Origin of the sequence: Thermobacillus composti KWC4 (assembly GCF_000227705.2) — a bacterium.
Lineage (GTDB): Bacteria > Bacillota > Bacilli > Paenibacillales > Paenibacillaceae > Thermobacillus > Thermobacillus xylanilyticus.
Window position 1 is genome coordinate 2,501,767 of record NC_019897.1, and the last position, 18,944, is coordinate 2,520,710.

Below are 18,944 nucleotides of genomic sequence, written 5' to 3' on the forward strand. Positions count from 1 at the left end.
CCGAACCCCTCCCGACCGGATGATGAGAACCTTTCGACCGCGTTAGCACTCAACACCGGAGAGTGCTAACCAACAATACAAAAATACCAAACCGGCTCAACGATTGTCAAGTCAGTTCAGTACTTTGAGAACCGCGATTTCATCGCACGCATGCCGCTTCGGACAACTCACGCAATCGGTCCACACTTTCTCCGGGAAGATCTCTTTGTCGACCACTTCGAAGCCGTTCTTGCGGAAAAAATCAACCGCGTACGTGAGCGCCATCACCCTCGGAATGCCCCGCGAACGTGCTTCCTCCACGAGCAGGTCCACAAGCTTCGTGCCGATGCCGCAGCCCTTGTATCCTTCCTTCATGCCGAGCGAACGGATCTCGACCAGTTCGGGCCCGAGCTGAAACAGCGAGCCGCAGCCGACGATGTCGCCGTCGATCTCCGCCACGACGAAGGAGTCGATTTGGCGGGCGAGCGCTTCCCGCGAACGCGGCAGCATGATCCCCTGAACCGCATAGCTTTCAATCAAGCGGTGCAGATCTTCCACATCGTCCGCCGTCGCCCGTCTGCACACCGCTTCTTTTACCGTCATCTCCGCGTTCCTCCTGCATCCGGGCCGGGGCTGGCCCGAAACGAATATGAATAAATATACAACAAGATGAAATTCATTGCAATCCTTATTTTGCGGACGTGTTGTTGTTCTGTGATATTGTCAGGATGTAACTGATCCGAGAAAATGTCAGTATGAGCAAGGAGCAGATCACCTTGACGAAGAACGAACTGAAACGCGCTATGGTTCTTGAAAAATGGATCGATGGCCGTCTCGCGGAACAGGATGTTGCGCGCATTCTTGGCATCAGTATTCGGCAAGCGTATCGGCTCAAGGCCAAATATCGTCACGGAGGTGCACAAGCGATCGCACATGGGAATCGGGGCCGTAAGCCGGCTCACACCTTGACCGATTCGCTCAAACAACGCGTTATGCTCTTGTATCAGGAGCGCTACTTCGGAAGCAATGCCACCCACTTTGCCGAGCTGTTGGCCGAACACGAAAACATCCATTTAAGCGTCTCTTCGGTCCGCCGCATTCTGCTGGAAGGCGGGTTGGCGGCGGGCACGCGGTAACCAGGATGCGGCAAGCGCTGACTGCGTGCCGGCGGCGGGGGCAGGATGCGGACCGGCTGTCAGGCAAATTTCGTACTGGCGCTGCGTGCGACGACCTGACGCAACCGATCCGGCCGCGACCGGGCATCGTTCCGTAACGAAACTGACAATCGCTATTTGTGACAAATCCCGGGTATCCGTGGATCTTACGAAACTGAGACACGTTATTCGCGCCGATGCGGGGCAAGAATCGCCTTTAAGAGGTAAATAAGATCGCTCAGTTTCGTTAGAACTTCGATTGAGGCCATTTTCGACAAAATAGCGTTTCTCAGTTTCCTTAAGGATTTCCGCGACCACCTCTGCAAGCCGAAATGGCCTGCACGCATACGGGGACGAGCAAGCAGACGGCCTCTGGCACCTTGCGACTGCGCGAGACCGCCGAGCTCGTCAGACGCCACACAATACCGGCATCTTGTGCCGTTATTGCCTGTCCACGCCCGACGGTCGGGCCGTCTAACGGCACATTTTGCCGTTAACTCAACGGCGAGCTTGCCCGTTCCATCCGATGCCGCCGATTAACGGCATTCCGTGCCGTTATTGTCGGTCCACTCCCGGCGATCGGACCGATTAACGGCATCCCGTGACGTTAATCCTCCAGCACGCCGACGAACGCGCCGAACACTTCGTTGCCGAGCGGGATGCCGCGCTCGGTGAGCCGCCATCCGGCGCCGTCGGGACGGCGCTCGATGAGGCCGGCCTCCCGCAGCGGACCGATGACGCCGCCGAACACGTCGTCCATCGATCGGCCGCCGAACTGAGCCGCGAAATCGGCGTCGCGGACGCCGTCCCGCATGCGGAGCCCGACCATCATGAAGTCCTCCATCGCTTCGTTCTCGGTTACCGGATCTTCGGACAGCCGGGGCAGCCGCTCGTTCGCGGCTTCGATGTACGGCGTCACGCCCTTGATGTTGACGTGGCGGACGCCGCGCGCATAGCCGTGGGCGCCGGCGCCGATGCCGTAATACGGCTCGTTGCGCCAATAGGTCATGTTATGCCGGCTCTCGCAACCCGGCAGCGCAAAGTTGCTGATCTCGTACTGCCGCCGGCCCGCCGTTTCCAGCCGCTCCATGATGAACAGATACATCTGAAGCTCCTCTTCCTCGGCGGGAAGGGGCAGTTCGTTGCGCTCGTAGAGCACATGAAACAGCGTGTTTTCCTCGATCTTGAGTCCGTACAGCGAGTAATGCGGCAGATCGAGCTCGACCGCCCGCCGCACGCTGTCCGCCAGCAGTTCCATCGTCTGGCCCGGCAGGCCGAACATCAGGTCGATCGAAAGATTGTTGAACCCGGCTTCCCGCGCCAGCTCTATGCTGCGGTAGACATCGTTCGTGTCGTGGATGCGGCCGATCCGCTGAAGCAGCGCGTCGTCGAACGCCTGCACCCCGAAGCTGATCCGGTTCACGCCGCCTTCCCGCATCGCGGCAAGCAGCTCCGGCCCCGTCGTGCCCGGGTTCGCTTCGACGCTGAATTCCGCATCCGGCGCAACGGGAAACCACCGACGCACGGCGCCCAGGAAATGCGCCATCTGCTCCGGCGTCAGCACCGTCGGCGTGCCGCCGCCGACGAACACGGTGTCGATGCGCTCCGGCGGCAAGGCAAGAACCGTGCGCTCCATCTCGCGCTCAAGCGCGTCCAGATAAGCGTCGACCGGCTGTCCCGCAAGCACATACGTATTGAAATCGCAATAGTGGCACCTGTGCTTGCAGAACGGGATATGGATATAGAGCGCCCTCGGAGGATGCATCAGCATTGTCTTTCAACTCCTTCAGACGGGGAAAAGGATCCGCCGGGACGGGTACTTCCTCCCCGATGCGGACAGGCAGCCAGCGGAACTTGCGGCCGAACAGCCGCCCCCGCCTTGCGAACAGGCGAGCCGCCGGGATTCCCCCGGCGGCTGCGGCGGCCTTTATTTGTCGATGCGCAGCACCGCCATGAACGCTTCCTGCGGCACTTCCACGCTTCCGACCTGTTTCATTCGCTTTTTGCCTTCCTTCTGCTTCTCCAGCAGTTTCCGTTTCCGGGTGATGTCCCCGCCGTAACATTTCGCGAGGACGTTTTTCCGCATGGCCTTGACCGTCTCCCGGGCGATGACCCGCGAACCGATCGACGCCTGGATCGGCACTTCGAACATTTGCCGCGGAATGAGATCCTTCAGCTTCTCGCAGACGGCCTTCCCGCGCTGGTACGCGCGGTCGCGGTGCACGATGACCGACAGCGCGTCCACCACTTCGTTGTTGAGCAGAATGTCCATCTTGACCAGGTTCGACTTCTTGTATCCGGACAGTTCGTAGTCGAACGAAGCGTAGCCGCGCGTGCTCGACTTGAGCTGGTCGAAGAAGTCGTAGACGATCTCGGACAGCGGAAGCTCGTAAATCAGCGTCACGCGGGACGTGTCGAGGTATTCCATGTTGACGAACTCGCCGCGCCGGCTTTGGCACAGCTCCATGATCGCCCCGACGTAATCGTTCGGCACGATGATCGACGCCTTGACGTACGGCTCCTCGACGTAGTCGATTTTGCCCGATTCCGGATAGTTCGACGGGTTGTCGATCTCGAGCGTCTGGCCGTTCGTCAGCTTCACCCGGTAGACGACGCTCGGCGCCGTCGTGATGAGCGGAATGTTGAACTCCCGCTCGATCCGCTCCTGGATGATCTCCATGTGCAGCAGCCCGAGAAAACCGCAGCGGAAACCGAAGCCGAGCGCGGACGATGTCTCCGGTTCATAGCGCAGCGAAGCGTCGTTCAGCTCCAGCTTCTCGAGCGCCTCGCGCAGATCGTTGTAATCCTGCGTGTCGATCGGGTAAAGCCCGCAGAACACCATCGGATTGATTCGCCGGTATCCCGGGAGCGGCTCCGCGGCCGGGCGCTTCGCGTCGGTGATCGTGTCGCCGACCCGCGTATCCTTGACGTTCTTGATGCCGGCCACGACGAAGCCGACATCGCCGACGGACAGTTCGTCGACGATCGTCATCCGCGGCTTGAACGTGCCGACTTCGATGACTTCGAATTCGGCGCCCGTCGCCATGAAACGGATCCGCTTGCCGGCCCGGATGCTGCCGTCCACGACCCGGACATAGACGATGACGCCTTTGTACGCATCGTAGTGGGAGTCGAATATGAGCGCCTTCAACGGAGCGTCCGGATCACCCTGCGGCGCCGGCACCTTCGTGACGATCTGTTCCAGAATCTCTTTGATGCCGATGCCCGCCTTCGCGGACGCGAGCACCGCATCACTGGCGTCGAGACCGATCACGTCCTCGATCTCCCGCTTGACCCGTTCCGGATCGGCGCTCGGCAGGTCGATTTTGTTGATGACCGGCAATATTTCAAGATTGTTGTCGAGCGCGAGATACACGTTCGCCAGCGTCTGCGCCTCGATCCCCTGCGCGGCGTCGACGACGAGCAGCGCGCCTTCGCAGGCGGCCAGGCTGCGCGACACTTCATACGTGAAGTCGACGTGGCCGGGCGTGTCGATCAGGTGCAGAATGTACTCCTGACCGTCGTCGGCGCGGTAGCTCAGGCGGACGGCCTGCAGCTTGATCGTGATGCCGCGTTCCCGTTCGAGGTCCATGTTGTCGAGGACCTGATCCTGCATTTCCCGCGACGAGAGCACGCCGGTATATTCGAGAATGCGATCGGCCAGCGTCGATTTTCCGTGGTCGATATGGGCGATAATGCAGAAATTGCGGATGTTCCGCTGCTTCGATAGAGCGTCCGTCATGCAGTTCCTCCAACAAGAGCATGAATGCCGTTCGATCTCCTATTATATCAGCAGCGGGAGCCCGGCATCAATGCGCGATGTCGGCGGCGTCATTTCGTCACGGACTCGAACAGCGACACGATCAGGCGGATTCCGCCCTTCGCCACGGATTGCAGCAGGCCGGCCGTGCCGTCGGCAAGCCTGCTCACGGCTCCGCCGCCCTCCGCGGCACCCTCGTAAGAATATCCGTAGCCGTCATTGCCGTCAGGCAGCGCGCCGACATCGTCCCTTTCCGGATCGATTCCCGCCCCGGATTCGCCGTATGCGCCGGACCACGGGTCGTACGGATCCGGCTGCGCCGCCGCCGTACCGCGCTTCCCCGCCGGGTACGGATCGCCGTATTCATGGCCGTTGCCGCTTCCCGTTCCGGCTCGGTCTGCCGCCTGCTGTTCAAGCGGACCGTACACGTCTTCCATGCCGTCCGATGACAGCTCGATGCCGTACAGGACGAAAAATGCGATCACTGCGCCAAGCAGCGTGTACTGCCAGGGCTTGCGCATCCCTGCCTCCCCCTTCCTCCGGACTTATTCCGCTCCGGCGTTCGTCTCCACCGCATTCCGGTACAATTCGGCGATCACCTCGGCCAGCGCGTCGGCTGTCCGGTAGCATTCCTCCAATGTATTTTCGATGCCGCCGATCTCGATGAGCAGACTGTTCGGCGACAGCGACTGGTTGTATTCCCCGTTGCCGCTCGAGGAGTCCTTGCCCCAAATGCCCCGCGAAATGCCGGGGTACCGCTCTTCCAGCAGCCGGTGAATGTCCGCCGCGAACGCTTCGTTCTTGCGCCAGTCGGGATTTCCTTTGCCGATGATAAAGTAAACCTGCGCATAGTCCTTCCCATTGATCGTCGCCGTCGTGTAGCCGCGCGGCTGCGAATCGCGGTGGATATCGAACAGATACATCAGACTGTCGTGCTCGGCCATCGCTTCGAGTACCGTCTCTTTTGAATATTTATAGGATAGTTCCCAACGGTAGTCCTCAATCGCCGTGACGTAGTCGACATCGGCGTGGATCGCGCCGATGCCGGCTTCCTCCAGCCGCTGCGCGAGCCGTTTGCCGACGAGCGTGATGTTGATCTCGTCCGACTCGGCGTTCTTCACGCCGTCTCCGAGTTCCGGCAGCCAGGATTCGCGGTTGTGGGAGTGATAGATGAGGGCGACTTTCCGCTTCGTCTCCGTTGGCGCTGCGGGCTTCTCGGGCGATGCGGGCTGCTCGGGCGCCGCCTGCCCGCCGTTCGGCGCGGCACCGCCGCCGGCCGCTTCATCCGGATCCGTTCCGTCCGCCTGCTTGCCCGGCGGATCGGACGTCTCCGGCTTCTGAGCGTCATCATGCTCATCGCCGTCCGGTGCCGGGAGCGGCGGATGATCTTCCGGGCCGGTGACATGCTCGCCGACGCTTCCCCGCCGAAGCAGCACGGCGCGGCTCGTTTCCAGTCCCGGCATTTCGCTGGCGAGCAGGCTGCGGGGTTGATGCGGATTGATGCCCGTGATGAAACGGATAAGGAACGACGCCGCCCGTCTGCCGTCGAAACCGGTTCGGGATTCGGAAGACTTGAACGACGGAAGTTCCATGCCGGCCATTTCCCCCAGCACACCATCCGGAAGCGAAGCCGCCGCGCCGTTCATCGCCGGCCAGTCGGCTGCGGATGACGAATGAAAGGCCATGCCGGCCAGGCCGGCCGCAACGAATGCGACGAAAGTGCAGACAGACAGCAGAACGAACGTGCGCCACTGCACCAGCAATCTGCGCAGCGCTTCGGAAGTCCGCGGCGCATGCCATTGAACCGTAATCCGTTTCATTGAATGCTCCTCCCCATCGGCTGCAGCAAGTGCCGTATCTTGCTATCAGTCTATGAGAGAGTCGCGGATCATAGAACGGAAGAAAAGCGGAGAAAAATAGAATGGAAGAATGAAGGGGAAAAAGAAAACCGGCGCTGTCAGCGGGTGTAAGCGCCGGTGTTGTCCATGTTGACCGCTTCGTGCAGCGCGGCGTTCAAACCGCTGGCGATGATGTTGGCGATATCTTCAATGAAGGAATCGACTTCCTTCGGCGTGACGAGCAGATCATGCCCCATCGGCTGGAGCACTTCCTTCACGAGCTGCAGCCGCTCCTCGCCCGAGATGGCATGAAGCATGCCGAGAATGAGCGCCGCGTTGTCCGTCTGTCTGCGAAAATGCTCCGCCATCAGTTCGATGCAGTTGTTCACGATGGTTGACGCATAGACGACGGTGGGGACGCCGATCGCGATGACCGGCACGCCGAGAATCTCGCGCGTGAGACCCTTGCGCTTGTTGCCGATGCCGGAGCCGGGATGGATGCCCGTATCGGCGATCTGGATCGTCGTGTTGACCCGTTCCACCGCCTTCGAAGCCAGCGCGTCGATGGCGATGATCAGGTCGGGTTTCGTCTGCGCGGCGATGCCGAACACGATATCGCTGGACTCGATGCCGGTAATGCCGAGCACGCCGGGCGCGACCGCGCTGACGGGACGGTAGCCCGGCGCCACCTGATCCGGCATCAGTTCGAACAGGTGGCGGGTGACCAGCGTATTCTCGACGACAAGCGGCCCGAGGGCGTCCGCGGTCACATTCCAGTTGCCGAGCCCGACGATCAGCGTCTTCGCGTTCCGGCTGACGCCGACCCGCTCGAGAAACGCCTCAAATTCGCGCGCGAACACTTCGGCGACGCGGTCCTGCAGTTCCGTATCCCGGTTTCTCAGTCCCGGCACCTCGAGGGTGACGTAACGTCCGACCATTTTGCCGATGGCCTTCGCTCCCTCTTCGTTGTCGACGCTCATCCGCGTGATCGTGATGCCGTCTTCGGTGACCGTCTCCGTCGTGATGCCGGTCAGGCGGCCGTCCTTGCCCGACTGGGCCATTTCTTTCGCTTCCAGCGCCAGGTCGGTGCGGATGTCGTATTGGCGCAATTCGATGTCGTGCATGGCAGCGCATTCCTCCAATGTTCGGATCAGCCTTATTGTTCAGCGGCGGACGGTGTTTTATGCAGGCGCAAATCAAGGGATCATGTCCGGGCGTCTTGCGCATTCGGCGATGCGTTCCCGCTCTTGCATTTTCAAGGACTGCATGATAGAATATTTCAAGTTGACTCAAGACGAGGAATGGCTTGTTGTCCGGGAGGTGAACCGAGTGCCGAACATTAAATCCGCCATCAAGCGCGTGAAGACGAGCGAGAAGCGCCGTGCCCTGAACGCGTCCCAGAAATCCGCGCTTCGCACGGCCGTCAAGGCAGCCGACACGGCAATCGCAGCCGCTGACCTCGAAGCTGCAAAGGCCGCTGTCGCCCTTGCTTCGAAGAAGCTGGACAAGGCCGTCACGAAGGGCCTGATCCACAAGAACAAAGCTGCACGCAAAAAATCCCGCCTGGCCCAAAAGCTGAACGCGCTGCAAGCGCAGCAGGCTTGAAGCCGCGACAAATGAACGCCCGCCCGATCCGTCCGGATCAGGCGGGCTTTGTCATGGTTCCGCAAGATGAACCGCCGTCCCGGGCGGGACGGCGGCAGCCGTTCGATCTTATGTGCGCGCAGGCTGTTTCCGCCACGCGCCGGACTGGAGCAGATACAATTCCAAACCGAGCTCCTTGTCGATCTGCCCGGTTTTCATGCGGTAATCGAACTCGGCGATCTCGCGGAGCCGCTCGGCCAGCCGCTCCTCCGGCCAGGAACGCGCCTTCTCCGCCGCCAGCCGGACGGCGTAAGGGTGCAGGCCGAGCTGGCCGGCGATCTGATTGTTCGGCCAGGAGCGCGCCGACAGCTCCTTGACCTGCAGCATGATCCGGAACTGGCGCGCAATCAGCGCCGCGATCCGGATCGGCTCTTCCTTCCGTTCGAGCAATTGCCGGTACAGCGAAACGGCTCGTCCGGTATCGCCTTCCGCCAGCGCGTCGACGAGCGCGAAGACGTCATCCTCCAGCACGGGCGCGGTAAGCGACTCGACATGCTCCCGCAGGATGGTCCCCCCCGGTCCGGCATACAGGCACAGCTTGTCCGTCTCGGCGGCCAGCGTCTGCAGATTGGCGCCCGCCCGGCGGATCAGCGCTTCCGCGGTCGCCTCATCAATCGCGCGCCCCTGGTTCGCGGCACGCCGCACGACCCACCGGACCAGATCCCGGCCATCGAGCTCGGCGAATTCGATGACCGCATCCATCTCCTTCAGCAGCTTGACCGCTTTGCGCCGCTCATCCAGCTTGTCGCTGTGCACGACGAACAGCAGGACGCTCGTCTCGCTCGGCTTGCGCAAGTAGGCGATCAGCCGGTCGACATCATGCTGCAGCCGCCCGTCTTTGCCGCCGGCGGCGAGCACGGTCTCATCGCGCACGACAACCAGCTTGCGGCTGACGAAGAACGGCATCGCGTCCGCCTCCTCAACCGCGGCTTCCACCGGCGTCTCCGACGTGTCAAATTTGAAAAGGCCGAGCTCCCGCCCGTCTTCGCCGAGCAGCTTGTCCGCCGTGAACGCGACGAACTCCTGCATCCGGTAACGATCCCGCCCGAACACCGCGTAGACCGGCCGGAACCGGCCCTCATTCATTTCTTTCGCCGCTGCGCCAGGATTCATGTAGCCTCCGTTTCCATTCTTCCGCCGTGACGAAGGGATGAAACCGTGCGGCTTCATCCCTCCGCCCTTGATCTATGTCAACACCAGCGGGAAGATCCATGGCTCTCCCCGCGGATGGTCGGACCGATTGAGACTCTCTCGGTCCGCCTCAACTTATCTTACGCAGGCGGCGGAAGAATTGTGCATCGACTTCACATGATTCGTTATTCCTTCGTCTCCGTGCCGTCGGCGGGATTGATCCGATAGATCTCGGCTGCGCCGTCCTCGCGCCGGATTTCGTACCGGAAGAACGCTCCGTCCTCCGACCAGCCCATCGCGGCAATCGAACCCTGCCGCTCTTCGCTCTCAAACCGCGTGTTCCCGTCCCGGTCATAGATGATGACGCGGGATTCGGAAAACACGGCAATGTAGGAGCCGTCGGGAGACACCGACTCTACCGGACCAAACGCCGGCTCTTCCACGAAGCCGGCAACGCCCATCTGAACGTCATCTTCCGGTGATTCTATACCGCCGTTGACACCCTGAAGCACCACCGGCGGCGCCATGCGGACGTCTCCCTCGCCGGAGCCGGCATCCGCGTCCGTTGCGCTGTCGCCGGAACGGCCGGCCGAACCGGGCGAAGATTCTATTGCCTGTCCGGACTGATCCCGGACTTCGGTGAGATGAAAGGACTTCTTCATCGACACATCGGATCCATCCTGCGCATCGGGCGAATCGGCAGCGGCATCCATCATGAGCATGGGTTCGGACGATCCGGACGAGGCCGATTCCTTTGCGGCGCGGTCGCCGGAGAAGCTGTCCGAGAGCCTGTCGGGATCGTAGGTTGCGAAGAAAATGCCCGCCACGACCCCGGCTGCGACAACGCCGCTCAGAATGCGCAGGGAGAACCGGTTGTTCCGGCGGCGCGGCGCCGTCCTCGCCGGGCTTCCGGCCGAACCTGCGAGCTCTGCCGCTCCGGCGTCCGCGCTTGCCGCGGCTTTGACCCGGTCGATCTCGTCGAGCTTCGGCAAGATGGCGTCCACGAGGCTGATCGGCGGCGTCACTTTCGGCAAGCTCTCCAGTTCGGCAGACAGCCGCTTCAGGCGCTCGAACATGGCCGCACATTCCGCGCACTGCCGGATGTGCTCGCGCGCTTTCGCGGACTCGAATTCGCCGAGATCGCCGTCGAGCTCGCGCTGCATATATTCCATCACCTCTTGACAGTTCATCCCCGGACACCGCCTTTCTGATAATCTCGGAGCAGGACCTGAAGCTGTTGTCTTGCCCGGAACAGGTACGATTTCACCGTGTTGAGCGGCAGATCCAGCGAATCGGCGATCTCGTTGTAAGAGAAATCCTGCAAATACCTCAGCACGACGACCGCGCGGTGATGTTCGGGCAGGCGGTCGATCGCTTCGCGGATATCCTTCGCCGCATAGGCCGCCATGACCTCGCCTTCGACCGAATCCCTGCCTTCAAACACCATCTCGTGTTCTTCGATGGAAACGGTCGGCTTGTTCCGGCGGAACTTGTCGATGCAGATATTCGTCACAATGCGCTGCACCCAGGTTTTGAATTGCGCTTTCTCTTCATAGGAGCCGATTTTCGTATAAATGCGGATCAAGGCCTCCTGCGCAGCGTCCATCGCATCCTGTTCGTTGCCGACAAGATAATAGGCTGTTCGGTAAACATGCGTCTCGATTTCGCGCAAAAGCGTGATGAGAGCTTCGCGGTCGCCCTCCCGGGCGGCACGGATCAGCGACGGCTCTACCACGAGGATCCCCCTCTCTTGCACCCTCTCAAACGAAACGATCCGCAAAAATGTTGCAGACCGCGCGCGAAAAAGGGTGGAATTTCGTTCAGCTTCATTCCTCTCCCCGGCACGTTTCGCGGCCGGGCGACCTTTCGTCCAACCCCAAGCATAGCAGAAATCCGGCAGACCGTATACCGGAGCAAGCTGCTAATTGTGATTTACCGGCTGTCCGCCGTTGGCCGTCCGGACCGAAAGTGTTCCGCCTGCGATCCGGTATTGCGTCTCGCCGTTCTGATCCGTCCGGCGGACCCGCGCGCCGGCCGCCGCAATCCGCCCGAGCGTGTCGGGATGCGGGTGCCCGTACACGTTGTTCCGGCCGGCGGAGATGACCGCCTCCCGCGGACGCCAGTAATCCAGCCATTCGGCGGCAGTCGAATGGCGGCTGCCGTGGTGCGCGATCTTCATCACATCGATGTCTGCGCCTGTTTCCTGCCGCCGGGCGATGATCACCCGCTCTTCGGCAACGCCGATATCGCCCGGGAGCAGAAACGTGAACCCTTCGAGCGCCAGCTGCAGGACGACGCTTCGTCCGTTCTGATCCCGCATGACCGGCATCCGGCCGTCCGATGTGAGCGGCTCGGCGGCCGGCCAGAGCACCGTCAGTTCGGTGCCGTCGTCCAGCCTGTAAGGTGCAAGCCCGCTGTGCGCGGCGATCAGCCTGAGGCCCCGCGCATCCGCCAGCCTGAGCAGCGCTTCCCCGTCCTCCTTGCCGGACAGCGTGCCGTTCCAGAGCAGCGCCTTCGCCGGGATCGCCTTGAGCACGGCGGAGAGCCCGCCGATATGGTCGGTATCGAGATGGGAAGCGACGACCAGGTCCAGCCGGCGGACGCCGCGCTTCATGAGCAGCGGCACGACCACGTCTTTGCCGACGTCGTACGGGTCGAGGCGCCGGCGCCATTCATCGCCCGGCTTCTCGAACCGCAGCGTGCCGCCGCCGTCCACGAGAATATGGCGGCCGGTGGGCGTGCGGATCAGCACCGCGTCGCCCTGCCCGACGTCAAGGAACGAGACGATTGCCGACCGGTCGAAGCGGTCGGGTTGATAGGCATACGCGAGCAGCAGCACGGCCGCGGCTGCCGGCAGGATGATCCGGGCCCGCATCCGCCGCCGGCCCGCCGGATTGAAGCGCGGTTCGGCGTGCGGGCGGCCGGGAGCGGCGTGCAGGTCGAGCGTCTCCGTCTCCTGCCCGCCTTCCGAGGTTTTCTCCCGCTCGCTTGAACGATCAGGCAGCCGGGATGCGATCAGCAGCAAAGCGCCGTACCAGGCCAGTATCCACCAGAGCGGCGGCGAAGACCAGATCGTCGCCAGCTCCAGCCGTTCGGCAAGCTTCTCCACGAGCCTGAACGTGGCGTCGTTCGCCGCCTCCGCCGCCCGGGCGAGCAGCCGGCCCGCGTCCGGCCAGAGGAACGAAATGAGCAGCGCAACCGTGCCGAGCGGCAGAATGACGAAACTGATGAACGGCACGAGGATGGCGTTCGCGGGAAGCGACAGCAGGTGAAACCGGTTGAAATAAAAAACGGTGAGCGGAAACGACACGGCTTGCGCGACGACGGTGACGACCAGCAGATCGGCGACCGCCCGTCCGCGCTTGAGCGGCGGCAGCGCGCGCCTGACCGGCGGCACGAGCGCGATCAGGCCGGCCGTCACGGCGAACGAGAGCTGGAACGCGATGTCGGAGAGATAATACGGATCGTACAGCAGCATGGCCAGCGCGGCGGCGGCCAGCAGGTTCATGCCGTCCTTCAGCCGGTTCATCCGCGCCGCGGCAAGGCCGAGCATCGCCATCAGCCCGGCCCGCACGACGGACGGCGACGCGCCGGTCAGCAGCACATAGAACGGAACGGCGGCCGCCGTCAATTCCAGCGTCGTCTCCCGCGGCAGCCTGACCAGGCGGAGCAGGAAGCCGACGCCGAGCAGAAAGACGCCGACATGGAGTCCGGAAATGGCGAGAATGTGGGTAAGTCCGAGCTCCGCGAACCCGGCGTACAGCTCCGGGTCGAGCTGCTCGCGCACCCCGAGCACCAGTCCGTTCATGTAGCCGGATTGCCTGCCGGAAAACAGCGATTCCATCCGCCCGGCAAGCGACTCGCGCAGCCGGTCCATGGCGCGCAGCACGGTCAGCCCCGCGCCGCCGCCGCGGCCGAGCGGCTCCAGGCTGTCCGCCGACTTCGCTTCCAGCAACCAATGAATCCGGTGTCTGTACAGGTAGGCGCGGTAATCGAATCCGCCGAAATTGACAGCTTCGCCGGGCCGTTCCAGCACGCCGGAGACGGCGGCCCGGTCGCCCCGCCGCCATCGGGAAGCCGTCTCAAGCTCGGCTTCTTCCTTGAGCCTGATCCGCACCTGCACCCGTTCGCCGCGCAGCTCCCGGGGCTCCCCGCCGCCGAAAGCGGCAGATTCGAGCCTGGCGCGGAACATGACGCGGTCGCCGTCAATCCGGGGAACGGAATCGATGGTCAGCACAGCTTCGACGGCGGCGGGCGGTTCACCCGCCTCGGCGGCTTCGGCCAGTTCGGCCAGTTCGGTCACATTGCGCTCGTCGGTCCAGACGCGGTGAACCGCGGCAAGCGCGTACGCGAGCGCGCAGGCCGCGGCCGTCCGCGGGCCGATCCCGCGCACCAGCGCAAGGGCGGCCAGCGCGGCCGCAAGCGACAGGCCGGCCAGCAGCACGCCCGCGCGGCCGAACGTCGCGGCCGACGCGCCGCCCGCGATCCAGCATGCCGCGAATGCGGCAAGCGGCCTCCGGAACAAGGCATCTCCCTCCCTTACCAAAGAAAAAACCTCCGTGCGTGATTCACACGCACGGAGGTGCTTCCTCCGGACGATTCCGTTCAATTGTCGCTGATGCCGCCCGCGGCCTGCGCCGGCGGTTCATAGGACGCCAGCGGCCGGAAGATGATGCCTTTCTGGCTCATCAGCCGGCTGACTTTGTCCGCGTCCTTCGGATAGGGGCGATGGTAGACGATCTCGGTGACGCCGCTGTTCGCCAGCATGTTGGCGCATGTCCAGCACGGCTGATCGGTGACGTACACCGTCGAACCTTCGCGGTCGATCCGGTCGGTGAACAGCAGCAGATTCTGCTCCGCGTGGATCGTCCGGATGCAGCGCTCCTTCTTGACGACCCGCTCCTCGCCGTCCACGATCTCGACCTCGTACTGCTCCGCGATCATGCATCCCGCCTCGGAGCAGTCCGGCACTCCCATCGGCGCACCGTTGTACGCGGTTCCGAGCAGCTTCTTGCCCTGCACGAGCACGGCGCCCACCCGGCGCCGCAGGCATCGCGATCTCGTCGACACCATGTAGGCGATATCCATGAAATAGGTATCCCAATCTTTGCGCACGATAGCGGTTTGCGACATCGTTTGCACCGATCCTTTCGCGTCCGGTTTCCCCGCCTTGCATCTGTCCCCCATTGTCTCATATCCGCCAAATTGCGGCAACAGGCTGCAGCCGGTCTGCGGCGCGGGACTTCCGCAGGCCGGCCGGCATGCCGGCAGCGGCTCCCGGCCTAGCCGCCCGTCGCATGCTGCCTTGCCTCGATCGCTTCCCGCAGCCGTTCCAGCAGTTTCGGCCCGATGCCCTTCACCCGGGCAAGATCGTCAATGCTGCGGAACGGGCCGTTCCGCTCCCGGTCTTCGACGATCGCCTGCGCCTTCGCCGGACCGATGCCCGGCAGCTCGTCCCATTCCGCCGCCGTCGCGCGGTTGATGTCAAAACCGGCGGAACCGGCCGGAGCGACGGCCGCATGCTCCGCGCCGGCTTCATCCGGGCAATCCGCCGCCGCTGCCTCATTCATGTCCGCCGCGGTCTCATCCGGTCCGCCGGCGGGTTCCGCTTCGCCCTCGCCGGTTTGACCGGCTGTCGGGGGGCCGGCGTCGCCTCCGGCCGCATCGTCGCTTGCCGAAACGGCCAACCGGTCGTTCACGGGCTGCCAGCCGGGCGGAAGCCGCTCCGGCTTCTCGTGCTTGAACGCTCCCCACAGCAGCCCGGCGGCCAGCAGCAGCAGTCCGGCGGCGCCGAACATCCGCGGCTGAGTCAACGATTGCATTTTCCTGTCGACCTCCTTCGTATTGTGTGTCATGTCGGACAATCGGGCGGGCATAGGTTGATTAGAGCAGGCATTTATCGAAACGGCTTATCGTTCTAAGCAAATCGGATGCGCCCGTCCAAAAGGACGGAGCCGGCCGTTTACTGATTTCGGACGGGAGGGTTCAATGGTGAATGTCGGGTTTATCGGAACGGGCAGCATGGGCGGCATGCTGGTGGAAGCGTTCATCCGATCCGGGGCGCTGCCGCCGGAATGCATTGCGGTGGCGAATCGGACGCCCGCCAAGGCGGAGCGGCTCGCCCTCCGCTACCCGGGTGTGCGCGCCGTCCGCTCGAACGCGGAAGCCGCCGCCGGGCGCGACATCGTCTTCCTGTGCGTCAAGCCGCTGGACTTCAAAACGGTCATCGATGAAATAAGGGCCAGCGTGCAGCCGGAACAGTTGATCGTCTCGATCACCAGTCCAGTGCTTCTGGCCCATCTGGAAGAATGGCTTCCCTGCCGGGTCGCCAAAGTGATTCCGAGTATTACGAATATGGCGCTCAGCGGCGTGACGCTCTGCATCTACGGTAGCCGCATCGAGCCGGAACAAATGGCGATGCTGGAGGGGCTGCTGTCGCACATCAGCCAGCCGATCCGCATCGACGAGAAATATACGCGCGTCGTCTCCGACCTGTCGAGCTGCGGCCCGGCCTTCATGGCGTTCGTCCTGCGGCGCTTCGTCGACGCCGCGGTCGAGGAGACGGGCATCGGCCGGGAAGATGCCGAGCGGCTGGCCGCCGGCATGCTGCTCGGCACGGGGCGGCTGCTGACCGGCGAAGGACTCTCGGCCGATGAACTGATCCGCCGGGTGAGCGTGCCGGGCGGCATCACCGCCGCCGCGCTGAAACAGCTCGACACGGAGCTGGACGGCGTCTTCAACCGGCTTATCCGGACGACGCACGCCAAGTTCCGGGAAGATCTGGCGAAAGTCGACCAGTCTTTCGCTGTGAAGCATTGACCTGACGCATCACGCGGTCAGTTCGCGACGATGTTGACGAGTTTGCCCTTGACGACGATGATCTTGCGCACCGTCTTGCCGGCCGTAAGTTCCTGCACCCGGGAGCTTTCCTTCGCCAGCCGTTCGAGCTCGTCTTCCGGCGCGTCCGCCGCCACCTTGACGCGGTCGACGATCTTGCCGTTCACCTGAACGACGATCTCGATCTCCTGGTCGACGGTCCAGGCTTCATCATATTCCGGCCACGGCTCGTAGGTGATCGTGTCGGAATGGCCCATCCGCTCCCATAGTTCTTCCGCGATATGCGGCGCGATCGGCGAGAGCAGTTGCAGGAAGTCGTTCATCGCCTTGCGCGGCAGACGCTCCGCCTTGTAAGCGTCATTCACGAAGATCATGAGCTGGCTGATCGCCGTGTTGAAGCGGAGGTTCTCGTAGTCCTCCGTTACTTTCTTGATCGTCCGGTGCCAGGTGCGCTTGAACGCATCATCCGCGTCGCCATCGGCGATTTTCGGATTGAGATTGCCGTCCTCACCGATATAGAGCCGCCATACGCGGGAGAGGAAGCGGTAGGTGCCCTCGACGCCGTTCGTGTTCCACGGCTTCGTCGCCTCGAGCGGTCCCATGAACATCTCGTACATGCGGAGCGTGTCGGCGCCGTACTCGTTTACGATGTCGTCCGGGTTGATGACGTTGCCGCGCGATTTGCTCATTTTTTCGTTGTTCGTGCCGAGGATCATGCCCTGGTTCACGAGTTTCCGGAACGGCTCCTTCGTCGAAACGACGCCGATGTCGTAAAGCACCTTGTGCCAGAACCGCGCGTAGAGCAGGTGGAGCACCGCATGCTCGGCGCCGCCGATGTAGAGGTCGACCGGCAGCCAGTACTTCTCCTTCTCCTTCGAAACCAGTTCCTTGTCGTTGTGCGGGTCGATGTAGCGCAGGTAGTACCAGCAGCTGCCCGCCCATTGCGGCATCGTGTTCGTCTCGCGGCGCGCCTTGAGTCCCGTCTCCGGATCGACCGTATTGACCCAGTCCGTCGCGTTGGCCAGCGGCGATTCCCCCGTGCCCGACGGCTTGATCTCGTCGAGATCCGGCAGAAGCAGCGGCAAGTCCTCTTCCGGTACCGGCTTCATCGTGCCGTCTTCGAGATGGAGAATCGGAATCGGCTCGCCCCAGTAGCGCTGACGGCTGAACAGCCAGTCGCGCAGACGGTACGTCGTCTTGGCGCGGCCTTTGCCTTCCCGTTCGAGCCACTCGATCATCTTCGCTTTCGCTTCTTCATTATGCAAGCCATCGAGCAGCCCCGAGTTCACGTGCGGACCGTCGCCGGTGAACGCTTCCTTCGTCACGTCGCCGCCCCGGACCACTTCGATGATCGGCAGATCGTACTGCTTCGCGAATTCCCAGTCGCGCTGGTCATGGGCCGGAACGGCCATGATCGCGCCCGTGCCGTAGCCGCCGAGCACATAATCGGCGATCCAGACCGGAAGCTTCGCGCCGTTCACGGGATTGACCGCGTACGCGCCGGTGAAGACGCCCGTCTTCTCCTTCGCGAGATCGGTCCGTTCGAGGTCGCTCTTGCGCGCCGCCGCGTCGCGGTAGGCTTCGACGGCCTCACGCTGCGCTTCGGTCGTAATTTTGTCGACCAGTTCGTGCTCCGGAGCGAGCACGCAGTAGGTTGCGCCGAACAGCGTGTCCGGGCGGGTCGTGAAGACGGTGATCGACGCGTCGTGTCCGTCGATCGCGAACGTCACTTCGGCGCCCTGCGATTTGCCGATCCAGTTCCGCTGCATTTCCTTGATGCTCTCGGGCCAATCCAGTTCCTCGAGATCTTCAAGCAGCCGCTCGGCGTACTCGGTAATCTTCAGCATCCACTGGCGCATCGGCTTGCGGATGACCGGATGGCCGCCGCGTTCGCTGACGCCGTTGATGACTTCCTCGTTCGCCAGCACCGTGCCGAGCGCCGGACACCAGTTCACCGGCACTTCGGCGACATAGGCGAGGCCTTTCTTGTACAGTTGGAGGAAAATCCACTGCGTCCATTTGTAATATTCCGGGTCGGTCGTGCTGATCTCGCGGTCCCAGTCGTACGAGAAGCCGAGCGACTTGATCTGCCGGCGGAAATTGTTGATGTTCTGCTCCGTGAAGCCGCGCGGATGCTCTCCCGTGTTCAGCGCGTGCTGCTCGGCCGGGAGACCGAACGCGTCCCAGCCCATCGGGTGGAGGACGTTGTAGCCGCGCATTCTCTTGTACCGGGCGACGATGTCGGTTGCCGTGTACCCTTCCGGATGGCCGACGTGCAGCCCCGATCCCGAAGGATACGGGAACATGTCGAGCGCGTAGAATTTCGGCTTGCTCGTGTCGTCATGCGTCTTGAACGTCTTGTTCTTCTCCCAGTACGCCTGCCATTTCGGCTCGATCGTCCGGGGATCGTAACCGTGCTGTCTCTCTTCCTTGCCCATCTCGCTAGCGTCTCCTTCCGTTGTTGACCGCCTTGAACTTAAAAAAGCCTTCGTCCATAGCGCATCTGCCAGGGACGAGAGGCTTCTCCCGCGGTACCACCCTAGTTGACAGCCGGCGTGCTTCGCCGCTGTCCACTCGAGGCCCTTAACGCGGGCCGTACGG

The 18,944-nt window shown here is 62.8% G+C and carries 16 protein-coding genes and 1 other annotated feature (1 of these 17 running past the window's edge); of the genes, 3 read left to right on the forward strand and 13 right to left on the reverse strand.

Going from position 1 to position 18,944, the window contains the following annotated elements:
• Positions 1-111: 111 nt before the first annotated feature.
• Complete coding sequence (locus THECO_RS11715) at positions 112-582, reverse strand: N-acetyltransferase (protein ID WP_015255258.1); 471 nt, start codon at positions 580-582, stop codon at positions 112-114.
• A 173-nt stretch (positions 583-755) separates the two neighbouring features.
• Here THECO_RS11715 and THECO_RS11720 point away from each other — a divergent pair, with 173 nt between their 5' ends.
• The gene (locus tag THECO_RS11720; RefSeq protein WP_015255259.1) at positions 756-1,115 is read left to right on the forward strand and encodes a helix-turn-helix domain-containing protein; all 360 of its coding nucleotides are present in this window, start codon (positions 756-758) and stop codon (positions 1,113-1,115) included.
• A gap of 625 nt (positions 1,116-1,740) precedes the next feature.
• Here THECO_RS11720 and hemW read toward each other — a convergent pair.
• From hemW to gpr, 5 genes are all read right to left on the reverse strand, one after another.
• The gene (gene hemW / locus THECO_RS11725; RefSeq protein WP_015255260.1) at positions 1,741-2,904 is read right to left on the reverse strand and encodes a radical SAM family heme chaperone HemW; all 1,164 of its coding nucleotides are present in this window, start codon (positions 2,902-2,904) and stop codon (positions 1,741-1,743) included.
• A 156-nt stretch (positions 2,905-3,060) separates the two neighbouring features.
• A complete protein-coding gene (gene lepA, locus THECO_RS11730; protein WP_015255261.1) occupies positions 3,061-4,875 on the reverse strand; it encodes a translation elongation factor 4 in 1,815 nt (604 codons plus the stop codon).
• An 89-nt stretch (positions 4,876-4,964) separates the two neighbouring features.
• Complete coding sequence (locus THECO_RS11735; RefSeq protein WP_015255262.1) at positions 4,965-5,414, reverse strand: hypothetical protein; 450 nt, start codon at positions 5,412-5,414, stop codon at positions 4,965-4,967.
• Between the two features lie 24 nt (positions 5,415-5,438).
• Complete coding sequence (spoIIP, locus tag THECO_RS11740) at positions 5,439-6,713, reverse strand: stage II sporulation protein P (protein WP_015255263.1); 1,275 nt, start codon at positions 6,711-6,713, stop codon at positions 5,439-5,441.
• Between the two features lie 137 nt (positions 6,714-6,850).
• Complete coding sequence (gpr, locus tag THECO_RS11745; RefSeq protein WP_015255264.1) at positions 6,851-7,855, reverse strand: GPR endopeptidase; 1,005 nt, start codon at positions 7,853-7,855, stop codon at positions 6,851-6,853.
• Between the two features lie 205 nt (positions 7,856-8,060).
• Between gpr and rpsT the strand changes: the two genes are divergently transcribed.
• Positions 8,061-8,336 (forward strand): 30S ribosomal protein S20, encoded by a 276-nt coding sequence (rpsT, locus tag THECO_RS11750; RefSeq protein WP_041854409.1) that lies wholly within the window; start codon positions 8,061-8,063, stop codon positions 8,334-8,336.
• A 108-nt stretch (positions 8,337-8,444) separates the two neighbouring features.
• Here rpsT and holA read toward each other — a convergent pair whose 3' ends face one another.
• The 6 genes from holA to THECO_RS22015 form a co-directional block, all read right to left on the reverse strand.
• Positions 8,445-9,488 (reverse strand): DNA polymerase III subunit delta, encoded by a 1,044-nt coding sequence (holA, locus tag THECO_RS11755; RefSeq protein WP_015255266.1) that lies wholly within the window; start codon positions 9,486-9,488, stop codon positions 8,445-8,447.
• A gap of 203 nt (positions 9,489-9,691) precedes the next feature.
• Complete coding sequence (locus tag THECO_RS20570; protein WP_015255267.1) at positions 9,692-10,696, reverse strand: zf-HC2 domain-containing protein; 1,005 nt, start codon at positions 10,694-10,696, stop codon at positions 9,692-9,694.
• Positions 10,693-11,241: an RNA polymerase sigma factor gene (locus THECO_RS11765; protein WP_015255268.1), complete on the reverse strand. Its 549-nt coding sequence runs from the start codon at positions 11,239-11,241 to the stop codon at positions 10,693-10,695. The genes THECO_RS20570 and THECO_RS11765 overlap by 4 nt, the downstream gene beginning before the upstream one ends.
• Positions 11,242-11,427: 186 nt before the next feature.
• Positions 11,428-14,031: a ComEC/Rec2 family competence protein gene (locus THECO_RS11770; RefSeq protein ID WP_015255269.1), complete on the reverse strand. Its 2,604-nt coding sequence runs from the start codon at positions 14,029-14,031 to the stop codon at positions 11,428-11,430.
• A gap of 80 nt (positions 14,032-14,111) precedes the next feature.
• Positions 14,112-14,639, reverse strand: a complete 528-nt coding sequence (locus tag THECO_RS11775; RefSeq protein ID WP_041854411.1) for a deoxycytidylate deaminase — start codon at positions 14,637-14,639, stop codon at positions 14,112-14,114.
• Between the two features lie 149 nt (positions 14,640-14,788).
• Positions 14,789-15,328, reverse strand: a complete 540-nt coding sequence (locus THECO_RS22015; protein WP_015255271.1) for a ComEA family DNA-binding protein — start codon at positions 15,326-15,328, stop codon at positions 14,789-14,791.
• Between the two features lie 169 nt (positions 15,329-15,497).
• On the opposite strand from THECO_RS22015, the gene comER reads away from it, so the two are divergent.
• Positions 15,498-16,325 (forward strand): late competence protein ComER, encoded by an 828-nt coding sequence (comER, locus tag THECO_RS11785; RefSeq protein ID WP_041854413.1) that lies wholly within the window; start codon positions 15,498-15,500, stop codon positions 16,323-16,325.
• A 17-nt stretch (positions 16,326-16,342) separates the two neighbouring features.
• On the opposite strand, the gene leuS is transcribed toward comER, so the two are convergent.
• Entirely contained in the window at positions 16,343-18,781 is a 2,439-nt protein-coding gene (leuS, locus tag THECO_RS11790; protein ID WP_015255273.1) for a leucine--tRNA ligase, read from the reverse strand.
• A 67-nt stretch (positions 18,782-18,848) separates the two neighbouring features.
• Positions 18,849-18,944, reverse strand: a binding site (T-box leader) (it continues 142 nt past the right edge of the window).

What these genes read in the sequence shown, in the direction of transcription:
- leuS (WP_015255273.1), bottom strand. Translation starts at nt 18,781, where the DNA reads ATGGGCAAGGAAGAGAGACAGCACGGTTACGATCCCCGGACGATCGAG.
- spoIIP (WP_015255263.1), bottom strand. Translation starts at nt 6,713, where the DNA reads ATGAAACGGATTACGGTTCAATGGCATGCGCCGCGGACTTCCGAAGCG.
- THECO_RS20570 (WP_015255267.1), bottom strand. Translation starts at nt 10,696, where the DNA reads ATGAACTGTCAAGAGGTGATGGAATATATGCAGCGCGAGCTCGACGGC.
- hemW (WP_015255260.1), bottom strand. Translation starts at nt 2,904, where the DNA reads ATGCTGATGCATCCTCCGAGGGCGCTCTATATCCATATCCCGTTCTGC.
- THECO_RS11775 (WP_041854411.1), bottom strand. Translation starts at nt 14,639, where the DNA reads ATGTCGCAAACCGCTATCGTGCGCAAAGATTGGGATACCTATTTCATG.
- THECO_RS11735 (WP_015255262.1), bottom strand. Translation starts at nt 5,414, where the DNA reads ATGCGCAAGCCCTGGCAGTACACGCTGCTTGGCGCAGTGATCGCATTT.
- lepA (WP_015255261.1), bottom strand. Translation starts at nt 4,875, where the DNA reads ATGACGGACGCTCTATCGAAGCAGCGGAACATCCGCAATTTCTGCATT.
- THECO_RS11715 (WP_015255258.1), bottom strand. Translation starts at nt 582, where the DNA reads ATGACGGTAAAAGAAGCGGTGTGCAGACGGGCGACGGCGGACGATGTG.
- gpr (WP_015255264.1), bottom strand. Translation starts at nt 7,855, where the DNA reads ATGCACGACATCGAATTGCGCCAATACGACATCCGCACCGACCTGGCG.
- holA (WP_015255266.1), bottom strand. Translation starts at nt 9,488, where the DNA reads ATGAATCCTGGCGCAGCGGCGAAAGAAATGAATGAGGGCCGGTTCCGG.
- THECO_RS22015 (WP_015255271.1), bottom strand. Translation starts at nt 15,328, where the DNA reads ATGCAATCGTTGACTCAGCCGCGGATGTTCGGCGCCGCCGGACTGCTG.